Annotated in this window: 15 protein-coding genes; 12 read left to right on the top strand and 3 right to left on the bottom strand. The window is 71.5% G+C overall.

Features of this window, described 5'->3' with window-relative positions; translation table 11 throughout:
• Positions 1–71: 71 nt before the first annotated feature.
• Positions 72–3,233, top strand: a complete 3,162-nt coding sequence (locus tag K1T35_RS09350) for a bifunctional cytochrome P450/NADPH--P450 reductase (protein ID WP_220259765.1) — start codon at positions 72–74, stop codon at positions 3,231–3,233.
• On the opposite strand, the gene K1T35_RS09345 is transcribed toward K1T35_RS09350, so the two are convergent.
• Positions 3,209–3,802 carry a DedA family protein gene (locus K1T35_RS09345; RefSeq protein WP_220259764.1) on the bottom strand — a complete coding sequence of 198 codons (594 nt, stop codon included), beginning with the start codon at positions 3,800–3,802 and terminating at the stop codon, positions 3,209–3,211. The two genes, K1T35_RS09350 and K1T35_RS09345, sit on opposite strands and share 25 nt — an antisense overlap.
• Positions 3,795–4,907 carry a cytochrome P450 gene (locus K1T35_RS09340; RefSeq protein WP_220259763.1) on the bottom strand — a complete coding sequence of 371 codons (1,113 nt, stop codon included), beginning with the start codon at positions 4,905–4,907 and terminating at the stop codon, positions 3,795–3,797. Before K1T35_RS09340 ends, K1T35_RS09345 begins: the two co-directional genes overlap by 8 nt.
• Positions 4,908–4,972: 65 nt before the next feature.
• Between K1T35_RS09340 and K1T35_RS09335 the strand changes: the two genes are divergently transcribed.
• The 11 genes from K1T35_RS09335 (at position 4,973) to K1T35_RS09285 (ending at position 14,711) form a co-directional block, all read left to right on the top strand.
• A complete protein-coding gene (locus K1T35_RS09335) occupies positions 4,973–5,329 on the top strand; it encodes a BlaI/MecI/CopY family transcriptional regulator (protein ID WP_220259762.1) in 357 nt (118 codons plus the stop codon).
• Complete coding sequence (locus K1T35_RS09330) at positions 5,326–6,234, top strand: M56 family metallopeptidase (RefSeq protein WP_220259761.1); 909 nt, start codon at positions 5,326–5,328, stop codon at positions 6,232–6,234. Before K1T35_RS09335 ends, K1T35_RS09330 begins: the two co-directional genes overlap by 4 nt.
• Positions 6,235–6,301: 67 nt before the next feature.
• Positions 6,302–7,018: a GntR family transcriptional regulator gene (locus tag K1T35_RS09325; protein ID WP_220259760.1), complete on the top strand. Its 717-nt coding sequence runs from the start codon at positions 6,302–6,304 to the stop codon at positions 7,016–7,018.
• A gap of 77 nt (positions 7,019–7,095) precedes the next feature.
• On the top strand, positions 7,096–8,094 hold the full coding sequence (locus K1T35_RS09320) for a tripartite tricarboxylate transporter substrate binding protein (protein ID WP_220259759.1): 999 nt from the start codon (positions 7,096–7,098) through the stop codon (positions 8,092–8,094).
• On the top strand, positions 8,091–8,600 hold the full coding sequence (locus tag K1T35_RS09315; protein ID WP_220259758.1) for a tripartite tricarboxylate transporter TctB family protein: 510 nt from the start codon (positions 8,091–8,093) through the stop codon (positions 8,598–8,600). The genes K1T35_RS09320 and K1T35_RS09315 overlap by 4 nt, the downstream gene beginning before the upstream one ends.
• Positions 8,597–10,111 (top strand): tripartite tricarboxylate transporter permease, encoded by a 1,515-nt coding sequence (locus tag K1T35_RS09310; RefSeq protein ID WP_220259757.1) that lies wholly within the window; start codon positions 8,597–8,599, stop codon positions 10,109–10,111. The genes K1T35_RS09315 and K1T35_RS09310 overlap by 4 nt, the downstream gene beginning before the upstream one ends.
• Positions 10,108–11,088: a 4-hydroxythreonine-4-phosphate dehydrogenase PdxA gene (locus K1T35_RS09305; RefSeq protein WP_220259756.1), complete on the top strand. Its 981-nt coding sequence runs from the start codon at positions 10,108–10,110 to the stop codon at positions 11,086–11,088. Before K1T35_RS09310 ends, K1T35_RS09305 begins: the two co-directional genes overlap by 4 nt.
• A gap of 113 nt (positions 11,089–11,201) precedes the next feature.
• Complete coding sequence (locus K1T35_RS09300) at positions 11,202–11,819, top strand: hypothetical protein (protein WP_220259755.1); 618 nt, start codon at positions 11,202–11,204, stop codon at positions 11,817–11,819.
• 9 nt (positions 11,820–11,828) lie between these two features.
• Positions 11,829–12,560, top strand: coding sequence for a B3/4 domain-containing protein (locus K1T35_RS09295; protein ID WP_220259754.1), 732 nt, complete (start codon positions 11,829–11,831; stop codon positions 12,558–12,560).
• Positions 12,561–12,632: 72 nt separating this feature from the next.
• Complete coding sequence (locus K1T35_RS09290) at positions 12,633–13,109, top strand: hypothetical protein (RefSeq protein WP_220259753.1); 477 nt, start codon at positions 12,633–12,635, stop codon at positions 13,107–13,109.
• A gap of 117 nt (positions 13,110–13,226) precedes the next feature.
• Entirely contained in the window at positions 13,227–14,711 is a 1,485-nt protein-coding gene (locus tag K1T35_RS09285; protein ID WP_220259752.1) for a family 43 glycosylhydrolase, read from the top strand.
• 570 nt (positions 14,712–15,281) lie between these two features.
• Here K1T35_RS09285 and K1T35_RS09280 read toward each other — a convergent pair.
• A complete protein-coding gene (locus K1T35_RS09280) occupies positions 15,282–17,720 on the bottom strand; it encodes a glycoside hydrolase family 65 protein (RefSeq protein ID WP_220259751.1) in 2,439 nt (812 codons plus the stop codon).
• Positions 17,721–17,723: the final 3 nt, after the last annotated feature.

The following is a 17,723-nucleotide window of genomic DNA, read 5'->3' as shown; positions in this document are numbered from 1 at the left end:
GGCAAGTCTGAGGCGTTCGTTCGCCGGACACTCGGCCGTGACACCGTCTCGCCGTCCGGAGGTTCCGTCCGATGTCCGCGCCGACCGAGCTCATCCCGCAGCCAAGGCCGCTCCCCTTGCTCGGCAACCTGATCGACGTCGATGCCGACAAGGGCATCTTCGGCCTGATGGAGCTGGCGGAGCGGTACGGGCCGATCTACCGCCTCGAGCTGCCCGGCGAGAACCTGGTGGTGGTGAGCTCCCAGGAACTGGTGGACGAGCTGTGCGACGAGCGGCGGTTCGACAAGAAACTGCACCGGTCGCTGCAGAACGTGCGCGACTTCGCGGGGGACGGCCTGTTCACGGCCGAGACGCAGGAGCCGAACTGGGGCGCGGCACACCGCGTGTTGATGCCGGCGTTCGGCCCGGCCGCGTTGCGGACGATGTTCGACGGCATGACCGACATCGCCGAGCAGCTGCTGCTGAAGTGGGAGCGGCAGGGCCCGGCGCACCGCATCGACGTCGGCGACAACACCACCCGGCTCACGCTCGACACGATCGCGCTCTGCTCGTTCAGCTACCGCTTCAACAGCATGTACGGCGACCAGATGCACCCGTTCGTCGGGGCGATGGTCCGGTCACTCGTTGAGTCGGGCGAGCGGGGTGAGCGGCTTCCCCTGCAGACCAAGCTGATGCTGCGCACCCGCCACCAGTACGACGAGGACAAGCGGCTGATGTTCGAGATCGCCGACCAGCTGATCGCCGATCGCCGCCGCCACCCGCTGCCCGACGGTGAGCACGACATCCTCGACACGATGCTCGAGGCCTCCGACCCGCAGACCGGGGAACGGCTATCGGACGAGAACGTGCGCTACCAGCTCGTCACGTTCCTCATCGCGGGGCACGAGACCACCAGCGGCCTGCTGACGTTCACGATCTACGAGCTGCTGCGGAACCCGGAGGTACTGGCGAAGGCCAAGGCGCACGTCGACGAGGTGCTCGGCAACCGGGCGCCCCGGTTCGAGGACCTGGTGAAACTCGACCACCTCGACCGGATCCTGAAGGAGTCGCTGCGGCTGTGGCCCACCGCGCCCGCGTTCGCGGTGCAGCCCCGCGAGGACACCGTGATCGGCGGCCGCTACCCGGTCCGCACGGACGAGACGCTGCTCGTGCTGATCCCGCAGCTGCACCGCGACCCGGCGGTGTGGGACTGGCCGGAGGTGTACGACCCCGACCGGTTCGCCTTCGACCGGGCCGAGCAGCTGCCACCCAACGCGTGGAAGCCGTTCGGCAACGGGCAGCGCTCCTGCATCGGGCGCGGGTTCGCGCTGCAGGAGGCCACGCTGTTCCTCGCGATGATGCTGCAGCGCTTCGACATCACCGCGGCGGACCCGAACTACCGGCTGGACGTCCAGCAGACGTTGACCATCAAGCCCCACGGCCTCTACGTCCACGCCCGCCGCCGCGCCACCACCATCGACGCCGGCCGTTCGGAGGAGGTTGCACAGGGGCAACGCGCCCCGGCAGCCACGGCGAACGGCATCCCGATCCGCGTGCTCTACGGCTCCAACGCCGGCACGTCGGAGGCGTTCGCCCAGCGCATCGCCAACGACGCGCGCCGCCGCGGCTACAGCGGAGGCGTGGACACCCTCGACGGCAGCGCGGGCCACCTGCCCACCGACGGCGCCGTGATCATCGTGTGTTCCTCGTACGAAGGGCAGCCGCCGGACAACGCGCGGTCGTTCGTGCAGTGGGTGCACGGCCTGCCCGCGGGCTCCCTCGACGGGGTCCGGTACGCGGTGTTCGGCAACGGCAACAAGGACTGGGCCCGCACCTACCAGGCGATCCCGAAGGCCATCGACGAGCAGCTTGCCCTGGCCGGCGCGAAGCGGCTGGTCGAACGCGGCGAGGCCAATGCGCGCGGCGACTTCTTCGGCGACTTCGAGGACTGGTACGCGGGGTTCTGGGGGCCCGTCGGCGCGGAGTTCGGGCAGACCACGCAGGCGCCGGCGCCGTCCCCGCTGCTGGAGGTCGAGTTCGTCGGCGCCGTGCGCGACCCGATCCTGCGCCAGAACGAGCTGCAGCTGGGCACCGTGGTCGCCAACCGCGAGCTGGTGGACATGTCCGCGCCGAACGCGCGCTCCAAGCGGCACGTCGAGATCGCGCTCCCGGCGGACATGACCTACCGCACGGGCGACTACCTCGCGGTCCTGCCGCTCAACCCGGCGGCGCTCGTCGACCGGGCACTGGCCCGGTTCGGGCTCGCCTACGACAGCAACGTCGTCATCCGGGTCGGCGAGGGCACGCGGACGTTCCTGCCCACCGGCACCCCGGTGAGCGCAGGCGAGCTGCTGTCCAGCTACGTCGAGCTGGCCCAGCCCGCCACCCGCACGCAGATCGCGGAGATCGCCGACGCCACCGTGTGCCCTCCGCACAAGAAGGAGCTCGAGGCGCTCACCGGCGCCGCCTACACGACGGACGTGCTGGACAAGCGGGTCGGCGTGCTGGACCTGCTCGAGCGGTACCCGGCGAGCCAGCTCGCGTTCTCGACCTTCCTGCAGATGCTCTCCCCGCTCACCCCGCGCCGGTACTCGATCTCCTCGTCGCCGCAGTGGAACCCGGACCACGTCACGCTGACCCTCGCCGTGGTCAAGGCCCCCGCCCTGTCCGGCAACGGCGTCTTCGAGGGGGCCGCGTCGACCTACCTGGCGCAGGCCCGGCCCGGCACCAGGGTGGCCGTCACCGTCCGGTCGTCGAACGTCGGCTTCCACCCGCCCGAGTCCCTCGAGACACCGATCGTCATGGTCTGCGCCGGCACCGGGCTCGCCCCGTTCCGCGGGTTCCTGCAGGACAGGGCGCTGCGCGCGCAGGCCGAGGGCGTCGCGCCTGCTCCCGCACTGCTGTTCTTCGGCTGCGACCACCCGGACGTCGACCACCTCTACCGCGACGAGCTCGGCACGTGGGCCCGCGACGGCATCGTCGAGGTGCACCCCGCCTACTCGGAGGCCCCGACCGACGGGGTCACGTACGTCCAGGACCGGCTGTGGGCCGACCGCGACCGCGTCGTCGAGCTGGTCGAGCAGGGCGCCACGTTCTACGTCTGCGGCGACGGCAGGCGCATGGCCCCCGCCGTCTACGACACCTGCGTGCGGATCTACCGCGAGGTGGCGGGCGCGTCCGCGGAGGAGGCCGAGGCCTGGCTGGACCGGATGCAGCACGAGCACGCCCGCTACGTGAGCGACGTGTTCGCCTGACGGCCCCGCACCGCGGCCGCGATGCCGTACGCGACGGTGAGCGCGATGCTCACGGCCATTGCCCAGAGGGCGACGTCGCGCACCTGCGGCACCGCGGCCGCGGCGTAGCCGAGCAGGACCATCCCGACGGCCCACAGCAGGGCACCGGTCGCGTTCGCGAGGGCGAAGGCGACCAGGTGCATCCGCCCGACGCCTGCAAGGGTCGGCACGACCGCCCTGACGCCGGGGAACCATCGGCAGATCACCACGGCGAACCAGCCGTGGCGCGCGTACATCCGTTCGGCCGCATCGACGAACCGCCTGCTCCAGCCGCGGTGGCCCCACGGACGGCCGAGCCAGCGGCCGATGCTGTACCCGAGAGCGTCGCCGAGGACGGCGCCGAGCCACGCGGACGCGGCCAGCACGGCGATCGGCACGTCGATCCGGCCGGTACCCACGAGCAGGCCCGCGCCGAACAGCAGCGAGTCGCCGGGTAGCAGGACCCCGACGAGCAGGCCGGACTCGACCGCGAGCAGGACGAGCACGACGAGGCACGCCACCGGCCCGGGGAACGCGAGGAGATCAGGCATCGGCTCGGGGCGTGAATCGCACGGGCAAGGCGCGCAGCGTCGGGGAGAACCCGGGCTCCCACACGAGGTCGTCCGGCCGGCAGTCGATCCGGAGGTCGGAGAAGGCGAGCACGGCCCGGAACGCGGCCCGCGCCTCCCGTCGGGCGAGCACCGCGCCGAGGCAGTGGTGTGCACCGTGTCCGAACGACAGGTGCCCGGTGGCGCCGTTCGGGTCCCAGCCGCTCCCCGCGGCGAACCGGTCCGGGTCGCGGTTGGCCGCGGCAACATCGACCACCACGGCGTCGCCGGGGGCGAACACCGCTCCCCCGATCTTCACCTCCTCGGCCGCGTACCGCGCTTCCAGCAGCGGGAACGGCGCCACCTGGCGCAGGCACTCCTCGACCACCGCGTCGACCAGACCCGGATCACGGCGCAGCCGCTCGTACCGGTCCGGCTCCGCGAGCAGCAGGGCGAGCCCGCCGGAGATCAGGTTCGCCGTGCTCTCGTACCCACCGACGAGGAGGTCACGGCCGAGCGCGAGCACCTCGTCCTCGGTGAGCCGTTCCGCGGCCACGAGCTCGCCCATGACTCCGTCGGCTATCCGTTCCCGCAGGTAGCGGTCGAGCGCGTCGATCGCCTCGAGGGTCCGCCTGCCGGCCTCGGCCCCGCCGTCGATCCGATGAACCTGCCGGACCCATGGGCCGAACCGGGCGTGGTCCCCCGCCGGGAGGCCTGCGACCTCGCAGAGCACGGCCACCGCGAGCGGCACCGCGAGGTCGCACACCAGGTCGGCGCGTCCCGATCCCTGGCAGCGCTCGACAAGCGTCGACGCCAGCCCGTCGATCAGCGAGCCGTGCAGTTCTGCCCGCCGGGCCGTGAACGCCGGGTTCACCTCCCTGCGCACCCGGGTGTGCTCGGGGGCGTCCAGGTGCAGGAGGGTCGGCGCCCGGCCGCCGCGGGGCGCCGGGAGCCCGCGCAGCCCGGCCACCCGCGCCGGGTCGCGGACGAAGCGCGGGTCCGCCAGCACGGCGCGCGCGTCGGCGTACCGGGTGACGAGCCAGCCGTCGACTCCGTCCGGCAAGAACATCCAGCGCGGCGGGCCGCACGGGGATGGGGTGCGAATCATGCTACAAAAGGTAGCACTACAACATGTAGAAGCAAGTGCGACGGAGGGGGTGCGAGGATGATCCGGTGGGCAGGGCACGGGGCGAGCTCGAACAGGACGTGATGACCGCACTGTGGGCGCACCAGGAACCGGCCTCCGCGCGGGTGGTGCTGCGCTCGATCGGCGACCCCGAGCTCGCGTACACGACCGTGAAGACCGTGCTCGAACGGCTCACCCGCAAGCAGGTCGTCACTCGCGTCAACATCGACCGCACCTGGCACTACTCCCCCGCGGCCTCGCGCGACGACTACGTCGCGGAGCTGATGCTGCGCGCGCTGGACCGTACCGGCGACCGGGACGGCGCGCTCGTGCGCTTCGCCCGCGCCGTGAGCCCGGCCGACGCGGAGGTGCTGCGGGCCGCACTCGACGAACCCGACCGATGATCTACGTCGTCCACCACGCCGCGACCGTCGCCATCGCCGCGGGCGCGGCGTGGGCGCTTACCAGGGGTCGCTGGCAGGTCCGCGCGCCGCGGCTGGCGCTGCTGCTCTGGCACGCGACGGCAGTCAGCGCCGTGACCGGCGCGGTCGGACTACTCCTCAGCGCCGGCCTCGAGCCGTACAGCCTCGGCATCGCCCCCGCACTCGGCGCGCTCGCCACGGGGCGGACCCCGCCCCTCACAGGAGTGCACGTCTCCGCCGTGGCCGCCGGCCTGCTCCTCGCGGCCGCGGCGGTAGGCGCGCAGACGCACAGCTCGTGGCAGCTGTGGCGGCAGAGGTCCCGCCATCGCCTGTTGTTGCGGCTCGTCGGACGACCCGACCCGCGGTTTCAATCCCCACATGGCCGCGCGCTCCTGCTCGACCACCCCGCCGCCGCGGCCTACTACGTACCGGGGCCCGCCGGGTGCGTGGTGGTCAGCACCGGTGCCGTCGAGGCTCTGACCGAGCACGAGCTGGCCGCGGTGCTCGCCCACGAGCACGCCCATGCGCGCGGCCACCACCACCTCGTCCTCGCGCCGTTCCACGCCATGCGCCGCGTGCTGCCGATCCGCCCGGTGCTCCGCGCGGCCGCGGCCGTGGAGCTGCTCGTGGAGATGTGCGCCGACGACCGCGCCGCCCGCCGCCACGGCCCCGCGCCGCTCACGGCCGCGCTCCGGCGCTTCGACGAGCTGGGCGCGCGTTCCGCACCCGCGGGAACGATCGCGGCCGCGGACACCGCGATCGCCCTTCGCATCGCGCGCCTCGACAGCACGACTCCGCCGATCCGCCGCTCGATCCGCTGGGCGATCGCCCTCTCCGCGCTCGCCGTCGCCACGACCCCGGCCAGCCTCTACGTCCTGCCCATCTAAGGATCGTCGATCCTATAGGAACAGCACGGCGTCCTTCAGGGCTTGCGCTGCGCTAATCTGGCCCGTCATGAGCGCAGATCCGGCCATCGCCAACGCCGCGGGACGGCCCGTCGCCCGGCGCGTGCTGCGCGACAGCGTCTACGAGGTGCTCCTCGAGCGCGTCATGGACGGGTCGAGCCCGGCCGGCAGCTCGCTCAACATCGACTCGCTCGCCCGCCAGCTCGGCGTCTCCCCCACCCCGGTCCGGGAGGCGTTGGCACAGATGGAGCACACCGGGCTTGTGTCCAGGGTGGCGCTGAAGGGCTACCGCGTCGCCGACCCGCTGTCCGACGAGCAGATGGAGGAGCTGGTCGACGCGCGTGCGGCGATCGAGCTCGCCGCCGTCGAGAAGTCCGTGGCCCGGCACGCCGACCTGCTGGCCGACCTGCGCGTCGCGCACGCCCACCACGTGCTCAGCGCGCATCGCATCACGCGGCTGCGCCAGGAGGGGCCGCCGCCGGGCTTCACCGACCTGCGGGAGTACTTCGCCGCCGACTGGAACTTCCACCTGGTGATCATGCGTGGGTCCGGCAACCGGTACCTGCTGCAGATGGCCGAATCGCTGAGCGCCCACGTCCACCGGCTGCGCCAGACGATCGACCACGAGATCTACGACGTCGACCAGGCCGTCGCCGAGCACGCGGCGGTCCTCGCTGCGTTCGAGTCCGGCGACCCTGCCGCGCCCGCCGCCGCGATGCGCGCGCACCTTGCGGGGGTCGCGAGCCGGTCGCGCGGTCTGGACTGATCGCTTGCCCTCGGCCCGCCACTGACCTACCGTCGGCCAAGAATCAAATAGGATCTTTGATCGGAAGGCCGACGACGATGTCGACGCCCAACCCCCGACGGCTCGGGCGGCTGCTGGCGGCAGCGGCCGCGGCCGTCCTGCTCTCCGGGTGCGCGCTCTACGGCGCCCGGCCACCCGTCCCCGACGACTGGCGCCCGAGGGGCTCGGTCTCCGCGCTGGTGGCGTTCGCGCCCGGCGGCGGCAGCGACCGCTCGGCCCGCGTGATCGCACAGGCGCTGAACGAGCTCGACGCCGGGTTCGACGTCAACGTCGAGAACAAGGAAGGCGGGTCGGGGGCCGTCGGCTGGGCCACGTTCCTGTCCGAGGAGGGCAACGGCAACGCCCTGCTCGTCGCCGAGACGGCGCTCAACACGCTGCCGCTGGTCTACGACGTGCCGTTCACCTACCGCGACTTCACGCCGCTCGTCATGTTCGCGAAGGACTCGCGGATCGTCGTCGCACCGCGCGACAGTCCCTATCGGACCTGCACCGACGTCGTTGCCGCTGCCGCGGCCGGCACGCGGGTCGTGTCCGGGTCGAGCGGCAAAACCGGGGCCGACGCGCTCGTGGTCCACGAGCTGACGCAGGCCGGGGCGTCGATCGACGTTGTGCCGTACGGCTCGACCGGCGAGGTGCTCACCGCCCTGCTCGGCGGCCAGATCGCGATCGCACCGGCGAGCGCGGCCGCGGCCAAGCCGTACCTGGAGAGCGGCGACTTCGTCGCGCTCTGCACGATGAGCCCACAGCGCTACGACGACCCGCTGCTGGGCACCGTGCCTACGGCGAAGGAGCAGGGTCTGGACGCCGAGGTCACCATGTGGCGCGGGGTGCTGGGCGCGGGCGGGATCGCCCCGGTGCAGCGCGACTACTGGATCGCCCGCATCCACGAGGCGATGCGGTCGGAGACCTACCGGTCCTACCTGGCGAAGGACCTGCTCATCCCCGCCGACATCAGCGGCGACGAGTTCGCGGCCTTCCTCGACGGCTACGACCGCGAGATGCAGGAGATCTTCCCCCGCGAGGAGGACGAGAAGTGAGGGCGCGGCGCGAGGTGCTCGTCAGCCGCGTGGTGCTCATCGCGGTGGGCGCGGCGTTCTTCCTCGGCTCGTTCGCCTACGACTGGTCGGGCGACGACGGCACGATCGGCGCCGGCGTGCTGCCGCGCACGGCCGGGCTGCTGCTCGTGCTGGTGGGCGTCGCGCTCGTGGTGCAGGAGGTGCGCTCCGGCGCGGAGCGCGACGACGAGGTGGTCGGCGTCGTGGAGGGCGTCGAGGAGCCCGATCCGGAACGCACCCGCCGCAAACTGGTCGTCGTGCTCGCGGCGATGCTCGCCGCCGCGCTGCTGATCCCGATCACCGGACTGCTGCCGACGCTCGCGCTGCTCACGCTGTTCCTGTGCGCCGTGGTCGAGCGCCAGCCGCTGCCGCGGTCGCTGGGCGTTGCCGCCGGGGTCGGAGTGCTCGGCCACCTGCTCTTCGTCGTGCTGCTGCGGGTGCCGCTCCCGTACGGCGTGTTCGACCCGGCCGTCTGGAGCCTGCTGTGATCGACAACTTGCTGCTGGGGTTCCAGTCGGCGCTCACGCCGGAGAACGTGCTCTGGTGCTTCGTCGGAGTGCTGCTGGGCACTGTGATCGGCATCCTGCCGGGCCTCGGCTCGGCCACCGGCGTCGCAATCCTCATCCCCGTCACACTGACGTTCTCGCCGCTCACCGCCCTGATCATGCTCGCGGGGATCTACCACGGTGCGCAGTTCGGCGCGACGATCACCGCGATCCTCATCGCGACGCCAGGCGAGGCGTCGTCGGTGATCAGCACGCTGGACGGCTACCAGATGGCGCGCAAGGGCCGCGCCGGGCCTGCGCTGGCCATCTCGGCGCTCGGCGCGTTCGTCGCCGCGATGGCCTCGCTCGTGGTGCTCGTGGCCGTCGCGCCGTTCTTCGCGCGGCTGGCGCTGGACTTCGGCCCACCGGAGATGCTCGCGATCATGATCCTCGGCCTGAGCACCATCGTCGTGTTCTCCGGCCGGAACCTGCTGCTCGGCGCGGCGATGGGCCTGTGCGGGATCCTGATCGCCTGCATCGGCGTGGACGTGGGCAGCGGCGTCGCCCGTTTCACGTTCGGCGAGGTGGACCTGTTCGGCGGCGTGCCCTTCGTCGAGGTGATGATCGGGCTTTTCGCGCTGGGCGAGCTGCTCAACCAGCTCCACCACGGCATGGCCGCCCCGATCCGTGCGCGCTTCAAGGACCTGCTCCTCACCCGTGCCGACCTGCGGCGCGCCGCCGCCCCGACGGCCCGCGGCACCGTGGTGGGTTTCCTGCTGGGCTGCCTGCCCGGCGCGGGCACCACCCTTGCGTCGTTCATGGCCTACGGCGCCGAGAAGCGCTTCTCGAAGCACCGCAAGGAGCTGGGCAAGGGCGCGATCGAGGGCGTCGTCGCCCCGGACGCGGCCACCAACGCCGCGTCCAACGCGAACTTCGTGCCCACGCTGGTGCTCGGCGTGCCCGGCGGCGCGACCACGGCCGTGCTGCTCGGCGCGCTGCTGGTCTACGGCATCCAGCCGGGACCGCTGCTGTTCGAGAACCAGCCCGAGCTCGTGTGGGGTCTGCTCGTGTCGTTCTTCATCGGCAACCTGATGTTGCTGGTGCTGAACCTGCCGCTCGCGCCGGTGTTCGCGCAGCTGCTGCGCGTGCGCTACGCCTACCTATACCCGCTGATCATCGCCACGAGCCTGCTCGGCGCCTACTCGGTGAAGACCAGCATGTTCAGCATCTGGGTGGTGCTCGTGTTCGGTGTGGTGGGCTATGCGATGAAGCGCCTCAACCTGCCCGTTGCGCCACTCGTGCTCGGGCTCGTGATCGGCCCGTTGTTCGAGAAGGCCCTCGTGCAGACCTCGGCGCTTGCGGGCGACGACGGTGTCGCGAGCCTCGTGCTGACGAGCCCCGCCGCCGTCGTCGTCCTGCTGGCGGCGGTGGCGCTGGTGGCAGGCCCACCGATCGTCTCGGCCGTCCGTGGCCGCGGCACCCGCGAAACCGTTCCGACCGGAGGGAACTCATGACCGACAAGCCCAGGATCGCCGTCACCCTCGGCGACCCGGCCGGGATCGGCCCGGAGCTCGTCGCCCGACTGCTCGCCGACCCCAGTACGACGGAGACGGCCGACATCGTGCTGATCTCCGACGAGCGCGAGCTCGCAGACGCGCAGGACGACGCGGGCGTCGAGTTCTCCTACGGCGAGGCGGGCCTGCCCCGCCTGCACGACAACGGGGCGGCGCGCCCCGGCACCTTCGAACGGAAGGTCGCCACCGAGGCGGGCGGGCGGTGGGCGATGAGCAACCTGCGGGTCGCGCTGGGGCTGGCCGACGCGGGCGAGGTCGACGCGATCCTGTTCGCGCCGCTGAACAAGTCCTCGCTGCACCTGGCGGGCATGCGGGAGAAGGACGAGCTGCGCTGGTTCGAGTCGATCCTCGGGGCGGAGGCCTACACCTGCGAGCTCAACGTCCTGCCGACGATCTGGACGGCCCGGGTCACATCGCACGTCTCGATCGCCGAGGTCGCGGACGGCATCACCCGCGAGAACGTGCTCGGCGCCGGACGGCTGCTGCACACCGTGCTGCGGGACTCCGGCATCGCCGCGCCGCGCATCGGCGTCTGCGCGCTCAACCCGCACGCCGGTGAGAGCGGCCGGTTCGGCCGTCACGAGATCGACATCATCGCCCCTGCCGTGGCGGAGCTGCAGGCCGAGGGCATGGACGCGGCAGGCCCGTTCCCGTCCGACACGATCTTCCTGCGCCGGGAGGAGTTCGACGGGATCCTCACGATGTACCACGACCAGGGGCAGATCGCGATGAAGCTGATCGGCTTCGACGGCGGCGTGACCATGGCGGGCGGGCTGCGCGTGCCCATCTGCACGCCGGCCCACGGCACCGCGTTCGACCTCGTTGGCCGCAGGGCGGCGAACACCGGCTCGATCCGCAACGCGTTCGACCTCGCCGCCCGGATCGGCGCCCGCCGCGCGGTGAGCCATTTGGCCTGACCGTTCTACCGCCATTTCACGCAGCGCATTCTGCTCATCACGGACCGAAACAGGCCACTCGTGCAGGTGCACGTGCGAGTAACATGCACGTCACCGTGAGTCAGGAGTGGGCCATGGCCGGGCGTGGATCGGATCGATTCGCGGTCCGCGTGCTGGAGCGGATCGGTCAACAGCTGTGGGGATTCCCGCCCCGCCTGATGGCTCCGATCGTCGCCCGGCTGGGCGCATGGCCGGCGCTCGGCTGGTTCGTGCGCAACATGCCACGGTACGAACGCACGCTGCGCATCCTCGGCCCGCTGCGCACCCATCTGGCCTGCACCCTCATCTCGCTCTTCAACGGCTGCCGCTACTGCTCCACCGGACACCTCTACGCCGTCGAGCTGATCTACCTCGAGCAGCGCGGCAGCCTCTTCCCGCTCGACGCGCGCTCGGTCCCACAGTGGATCGGGCTACCCCCGACAGAGCTGCGCAGGCGGATGGTCGACGTGCTGCAGCAGGCCGACCTGCACGGCGAGGTGCGCTGCGTCGACGCCACGCTGGCACTGGCGAGCGGGGCACAGCGCCCCGTTGATGCACAGGAGGCCCGCATCGCCCACCTCGTCAAGATGTTCCGCGTGCTCAACGACGTCGGGATCGCGCACAGCGTCGAACCCGACGAGGCGCACGACCCGCTCAACAAGGACGCCGGTCTCAAGGCCCGCCACCACGAGCTGCGAGGCGCGGCCCGGTAGCGTCGGCACGTGCCCACCCTCGCCGTGCACACCGATGTCCAGGCCCGGTTCCCCGACCTGCGCGTGGAGCTGGTCGTGGCCACCGGCCTCGACAACGCTCCACAGTGGGCGGAGGCAGAGACCGCGCTGTCCGCCGCCGAGGCGGATGCCGCCGCCGGTGCCATCACCTGGTCCGAGGACGACCCGGCGATCGCGTCGTGGCACGCGGCCTACCGCGCGTTCGGCACCAACCCGCGCCGCACCCGTCCCAGCGTCGACGCGCTGCTGCGCCGCCTGGTGCGGCAGGGCAGGCTCCCCCGCGTCAACGGCGCGGTCGACGCCTACAACGCCACGTCCGTGCGGTTCGCGGTGCCGGCGGGCGCGTTCGACCTCGATCGGCTGGACGCGCACGTGGAGATCCGGCCCGCCACGGTCGACGACGGGTTCACGCCCCTCGGCGAGCCCGACGAGCTGGAGACACCCGCCGCCGGGGAGATCGTCTACGCGCAGGGCACCGAGGTGCTCACCCGGCATTGGAACCACCGCGACGCCCACCGCACGCGGGTGCGGGAGGACACGGCCGCCGCGGTCTTCATGCTGGAGCGCGTGAGTGCCGACGTCCCGGCCGAGCGGCTCACGGACGCCGCCGCGCACCTGGCCTCGTTGCTGACCCCGCACGCCGCGTCCGTCACGAGGTCGACGCTCACGGCGCAGACACCCGAGGCGCACCTGGTTCCGACGAACGGCGCGTTCGTCGGTTAGGTTCCGGGGTTCGTCCGTTTCAGCCGAGCACTCCCCGCGGTGGGGCGAATACCCATGCGGCACTCTGTCACCGTGCGCCGACGCTCCGCCCCACCTCCCAGCCTGTCCCGCTACTGGAACGGGTACGTCGGCCACTGCGCGGGATCGGTGGCGCGGTTCCGCCGGATCACCTACGCGCTGCCGGCCGGGCCCGCGCGCACGTGGCTTGGCGAGATCGCACAGCGGCTCGACGTCGAGCTCGATGCCGTGCGCAGGCTGGCGATCGTCGGCGACTCGATCGAGCCGGCGTGGTTCCGGTTCCGGGTGCGCGAGGAGCCGGCCAAGCGCATCGCCCAACGCCTGGACGCCGCCCGTACCGCGTTCGCCGACGCGGTGTCGCAGGCCGCGGAGGTGGCCGAGCAGGTCGCTCTCGACCCCGCCCACAGCGATGTGCGTGCCAACCTCGAGGTCCTGAGCCGTCAAGCCTCGCAACTGGCCCTCGCGCCGGCGCCACCCGATCCAGAACCGGAACCGCAGCGGCGCCGCAGGAGGGGCCGCCGCGGGAGCTGAGCACCGTGGCCACGCCGCGCGTTGCGAGGCAATGCGCCCGCCACTACGGTCTGCCCCGTTGCGCCGCAGCCGGTACGAGCCGAACTCAGGGGGAGTTTTGTGCGTCGACTCGAGATCGTGGTGATCGTCGAGCTGATGCTGTTGACCAGCATTCTTGCGGTTACGCCCGCGCATGCTTCGGTCGCGTTGCAGGAGCCGCAACCAGCGGCACCGACAACGTTTCGGAATCCGATCCGCAGCAATGCCCCAGACCCATTCATGTTCTATCACGAGGGCGCGTACTATCTGCTTGCGACGCAGACCGACCGCATTTCCTTCTGGACAGACGAGTCGGTCACCGGTCTTGCCGCAACCCCGGAACACACCGTGTGGCGTCCCGACGACCCCACCCGTGACGAGCACATCTGGGCACCCGAACTGCATCTCGTGAACGGGCGCTGGTACCTGTACTACAACGCCTCCGCGGACAGGCTCTGGGATCAGCGGATGTACGTGCTGGAGAGCCAAAGCGCGGATCCGCTCGGCCCGTACCACTTCAAGGGCGAGTTGCAGACCAACAACTGGTTCTCCATCGATGGATCGCTGTTGAGGATGCCGGACGGCTCGCTGTACATGATGTGGTCGGACGTCCCGCCGGGCCGCGAGCAGCGGATCCTGATCGCGCCGATGAGCGACCCCTGGACGATCAGCGGCCCACCCAGCGTGATCAGCAGGTCCGAATACGATTGGGAACGGAAACACGCGCCCGGCAACGAAGGTCCGGCGGCGCTGTGGCACAACGGGCGGCTGTTCGTGACCTACTCCGGTAGCAACTGCGACACCCCGGACTACGCCCTGGGTTTGCTCACCTACAACGCCGGGCCGCCGACCGACCCGAACTCCTGGACCAAGTCATCCGAGCCGATATTCAGCCGGTCGGATGCGAACTGGGTCTTCGGCCCTGGCCACAACAGCTTCTTCAGCTCGCCGGACGGAACCGAGACCTGGACGGCCTATCACGCCGTCACCACTTCCGACGGCCGGCCGGATGGCGACTGTGAGGAGCGGCGCACCGCTCACATCCAGAAGGTGTACTGGAACGCGGATGGCACACCGGACTTCGGCGTGCCGGCAGCCACCTGGGAGAACATCACACTGCCATCCGGCGACCCCGGTGCGGACACCGTGCCCGACGGCCATTACCGCCTCACGCCCGAGAACAACGCCGGCAACGCCCTGTCCGTGAATGACTGTTCGACCGACGGCGCCGGTGGCGCCGACGTGGTGTCGCGGTACTCCGGCATGCTGTGTCAGCAATGGCGCGTCGAGGCCCTGTCCGACGGTACATACAAGATCACCGATCGGTACAGCGGCAAGTCACTCGACCTCGCGGAGTGCGCGGGCGCGAACGGTGTCGACGTCGTCCTCGGCACGTACTCGGGAAGGGACTGCCAACGCTGGTACCTCGACCCGCTCGGCGGCGGCTCCTACCGGGTTACTCCGGCGGGCAGCGGTCGTGCTCTCGACGTCCGGGGCTGCTCCGCCGGTCCTGGCGCCGACGCCGATGCGTGGCCCTACTGGAACGGCGACTGTCAGCGGTGGCGGCTCGAACCCGTTCCGTGACAGGCAGGGCCCTCGGTGGCGGTCTTCCGTAGGGCCTTCGGTGGCGCCGCGCATCGTGCGGGGCCGCCCCTCACCTGTCAAGGGCGCCTACGGCGTCGCTTCGCGATCGCTTCGCGACCCTTGACAGGCGAGCCTCTGCGACCCCTCCGGGCAAACTTCGCGGGCAGGCCGGAGGCCTGCCCGGAGGGCGCGCGGCGCCACCGAAGGCCGGCTTCGCGGGCATGATCAAGGCTTCGGCGCGAAAACGGGCGAAAAACGACCGGGAACGCGCCGAAATACCGATCAAGAGGCCATTACGGCCCATGATCGGCGCTAGATGCACCTCCCGGCCCTCGACCGGACGATTATGAGCAGCTCGGAATGATCACCGGCGCTGACGCGCCCCTTGTCGCTCCACGCGACCCGTCGACCGGCCGCATGGACCCAGAACGGGTGCGTGAGCCCACACCGGGTGCGGGGAGCCCAAGGAGATCCGGGCGACACCGCCTCCTGGCGGCCCCGCACAATGCGCGGCGCCGCCAGGAGGCCCCGCAGCTGCAGCAAAGGGGATCTCGACACGCAGGTGGTGACTCACCCCGTCTGCCGCAGCGGCTCCTCCGCAACCCCCGGCACCACGGCCTGCGGCATCGCGATCTCGGGGAACGTGCGGCGGGTGCCGTTCCCGGAGCGCCGGGAGCGGGGCGCGCGGCCGTGGGGCTGCTCCACCGCCTCCACCGGCTCGAGGGCCGGGAGCGGGAGGACCTGCGGCTCGCCGTCGAGCGCGATGGCCTCGCCGTGGTGGCGCAGGCGCATCGGCGGCCCGGAGACCAGGCGGTACTCCACCTCGTCCGGCCGGATCTCCACCCGCAACTGCCGGCCCTGCCACCGGAGCCCGAACGAGATCCGCGACAGCGCGGGAGGCAGCCGCGGCGCGAAGGTGATCCCCGCCTCGTCCATCCGCATCCCACCGAACCCCGAGACCACCGCCGTCCAGGTGCCGGCCATCGACGCGATGTGCACCCCGTGATCGGAGTTACCGGCCAGATCGTCCAGATCCACCAGCGCGGCCTCTGCCAGGTAGTCGTAAGCCAGATCCAGGTGCCCGGTCCACGCCGCCACCACCGCCTGCGTGCACGCCGACAGCGACGAGTCCCGCACCGTCAGCGCCTCGTAGTAGGCGAAGTTGCGCCGCATCTGCTCCGGACTGAACGCGTCCGGCCGCAGCTGCATCGCCAGCACCAGATCCGCCTGCTTGATCACCTGCTTGCGGTACAGGTCGAAATACGGCACGTGCAACAGCAGCGGGTACTTCTCCCGCGGCGTGTTCTCGAAGTCCCACACCGCGTGCGAGGTGAACCCCTCGGCCTGCGGGTGCACGCCCAGCACGTCGTCGTACGGGATCCGCATGGACTTCGCCGCGTCGCGCCAGCTGGCCATCTCCTCCGCGTCGACGCCGAAGCGGGCGGCGGCGCGGGCGTTGCGGGCGGCGACGTCGGCGGCGTAGCGGAGGTTCTGCTGCGCCATGAGGTTGGTGTAGACGTTGTTGTCGACGATCGCGGTGTACTCGTCCGGCCCGGTCACCCCGTCGATGCGGAACTCCCCCGCCGAGTCGTGGTGCCCGAGCGAGCGCCACAACCGCGCGGTGGCCACCAGCAGCTCCAGGCCCACCTCCCGCTCGAACACCACGTCCCCGGTCGCCAGTACGTAGCGGCGGACGGAGTCGGCGATGTCGGCGTTGATGTGGAACGCCGCCGTGCCCGCCGGCCAGTACCCCGAACACTCCTGGCCGCGGATCGTGCGCCACGGGAACGCGGCGCCGCCCAGCCCGAGCTGCTCGGCGCGCTCGTAGGCCTGGGGAAGGATCGACTGCCGCCACCGCAGCGCGTCCGCGGCGGCGTGGGGCGCCAGGTGCGCGAGCACCGGCAGGCAGAAGGTCTCGGTGTCCCAGAAGGTGTGCCCGTCGTAGCCCTCGCCCGTGAGGCCCTTGGCCCCGATCGCCCGCCGCTCCGCCCGCGCGCCCGCCTGCAGCACGTGGAAGGTGGCCACCCGCACGGCCTGCTGCAGCTCGGCGTCACCGTCGATCTCGACGTCCGCGGTCTCCCAGAAGTCGTCGAGGTAGCCCCGCTGCTCGGCCGCGAGCCCCTCCCAGCCGGTGTAGCGGGCGGCGGCGAGCGCGGCCCGCACCTGGTCGTGCAGCGCAGGCAGCGACCGGCGCGACGACCAGCCGTATGCCAGGTACTTCACCAGCCGCAACGGCTTGCCGGGCTCGAGGCGGGCGATCACGGTGGTGCGGGCGATGTCCTCGGCCGCCTCGGAGGTGACCTCGGCGGTCTCCGGGCCGTGCAGCTCGTGGTCCATCGCCGCGGCCACCTGCAGGCCGGAGCGGCGGGTGCTGTGGATCAGGTACGCGCCCGCACCGGCGCCCCCGTGCTGCTCGGCGACCAGCGGGTCCGTGAGCGCCGCTTCGACGCGCGGGTCGGCCTCGTTGCGGCTGGGCAGCTGCTCGTTGGCCACCAGCTCGGACTGCAGCACGACGAGGGCGGGCGCGTCGACGACCTCCACCTCGTACTCGATCGCGGCGATCGCGCGCTGGGTGAGCGACACCAGCCGGGTGGACCGCACCCGCACGACCCGTCCGGCAGGTGACTCCCACTCCACGTCCCGCGACAGCGTGCCGGCGCGCAGATCGAGGACCCGTTCGTGGCGCCGAAGCCGCCCGTAGCGCAGGTCGAACGGCTCGTCCTCCACCAGCAGCCGGATCAGCTTGCCGTTGGTGACGTTGATGATCGTCTGCCCGGACTCGGGGTAGCCGTACCCGCCTTCCGCGTACGGCAGCGGCCGCCGCTCGTAGAACGAGTTCAGGTACGTCCCGGGCATCGCGTACGGCTCGCCCTCGTCGAGGTTGCCCCGCAGGCCGATGTGCCCGTTGGACAGCGCGAACACCGACTCGACCTGGCCCATCCGGTCCAGGTCCAGTCGCGGCTCCCGCACCACCCACGGCTCGACGGCGAAGACACGACCGGTCGACATCAG

Origin of the sequence: Pseudonocardia sp. DSM 110487 (assembly GCF_019468565.1) — a bacterium.
In the GTDB taxonomy this organism is placed as follows: domain Bacteria; phylum Actinomycetota; class Actinomycetes; order Mycobacteriales; family Pseudonocardiaceae; genus Pseudonocardia.
The sequence above is the reverse complement of the archived record's forward strand: the minus strand, read 5'-3'. Positions and strand labels throughout refer to the sequence as shown.

Bases quoted from the DNA above. Each gene is read 5' to 3' on its own strand.
- K1T35_RS09350 (WP_220259765.1), top strand. From the start codon at position 72: ATGTCCGCGCCGACCGAGCTCATCCCGCAGCCAAGGCCGCTCCCCTTG.
- K1T35_RS09345 (WP_220259764.1), bottom strand. From the start codon at position 3,802: ATGCCTGATCTCCTCGCGTTCCCCGGGCCGGTGGCGTGCCTCGTCGTG.
- K1T35_RS09340 (WP_220259763.1), bottom strand. From the start codon at position 4,907: ATGATTCGCACCCCATCCCCGTGCGGCCCGCCGCGCTGGATGTTCTTG.
- K1T35_RS09330 (WP_220259761.1), top strand. From the start codon at position 5,326: ATGATCTACGTCGTCCACCACGCCGCGACCGTCGCCATCGCCGCGGGC.
- K1T35_RS09325 (WP_220259760.1), top strand. From the start codon at position 6,302: ATGAGCGCAGATCCGGCCATCGCCAACGCCGCGGGACGGCCCGTCGCC.
- K1T35_RS09320 (WP_220259759.1), top strand. From the start codon at position 7,096: ATGTCGACGCCCAACCCCCGACGGCTCGGGCGGCTGCTGGCGGCAGCG.
- K1T35_RS09305 (WP_220259756.1), top strand. From the start codon at position 10,108: ATGACCGACAAGCCCAGGATCGCCGTCACCCTCGGCGACCCGGCCGGG.
- K1T35_RS09300 (WP_220259755.1), top strand. From the start codon at position 11,202: ATGGCCGGGCGTGGATCGGATCGATTCGCGGTCCGCGTGCTGGAGCGG.
- K1T35_RS09280 (WP_220259751.1), bottom strand. From the start codon at position 17,720: ATGTCGACCGGTCGTGTCTTCGCCGTCGAGCCGTGGGTGGTGCGGGAG.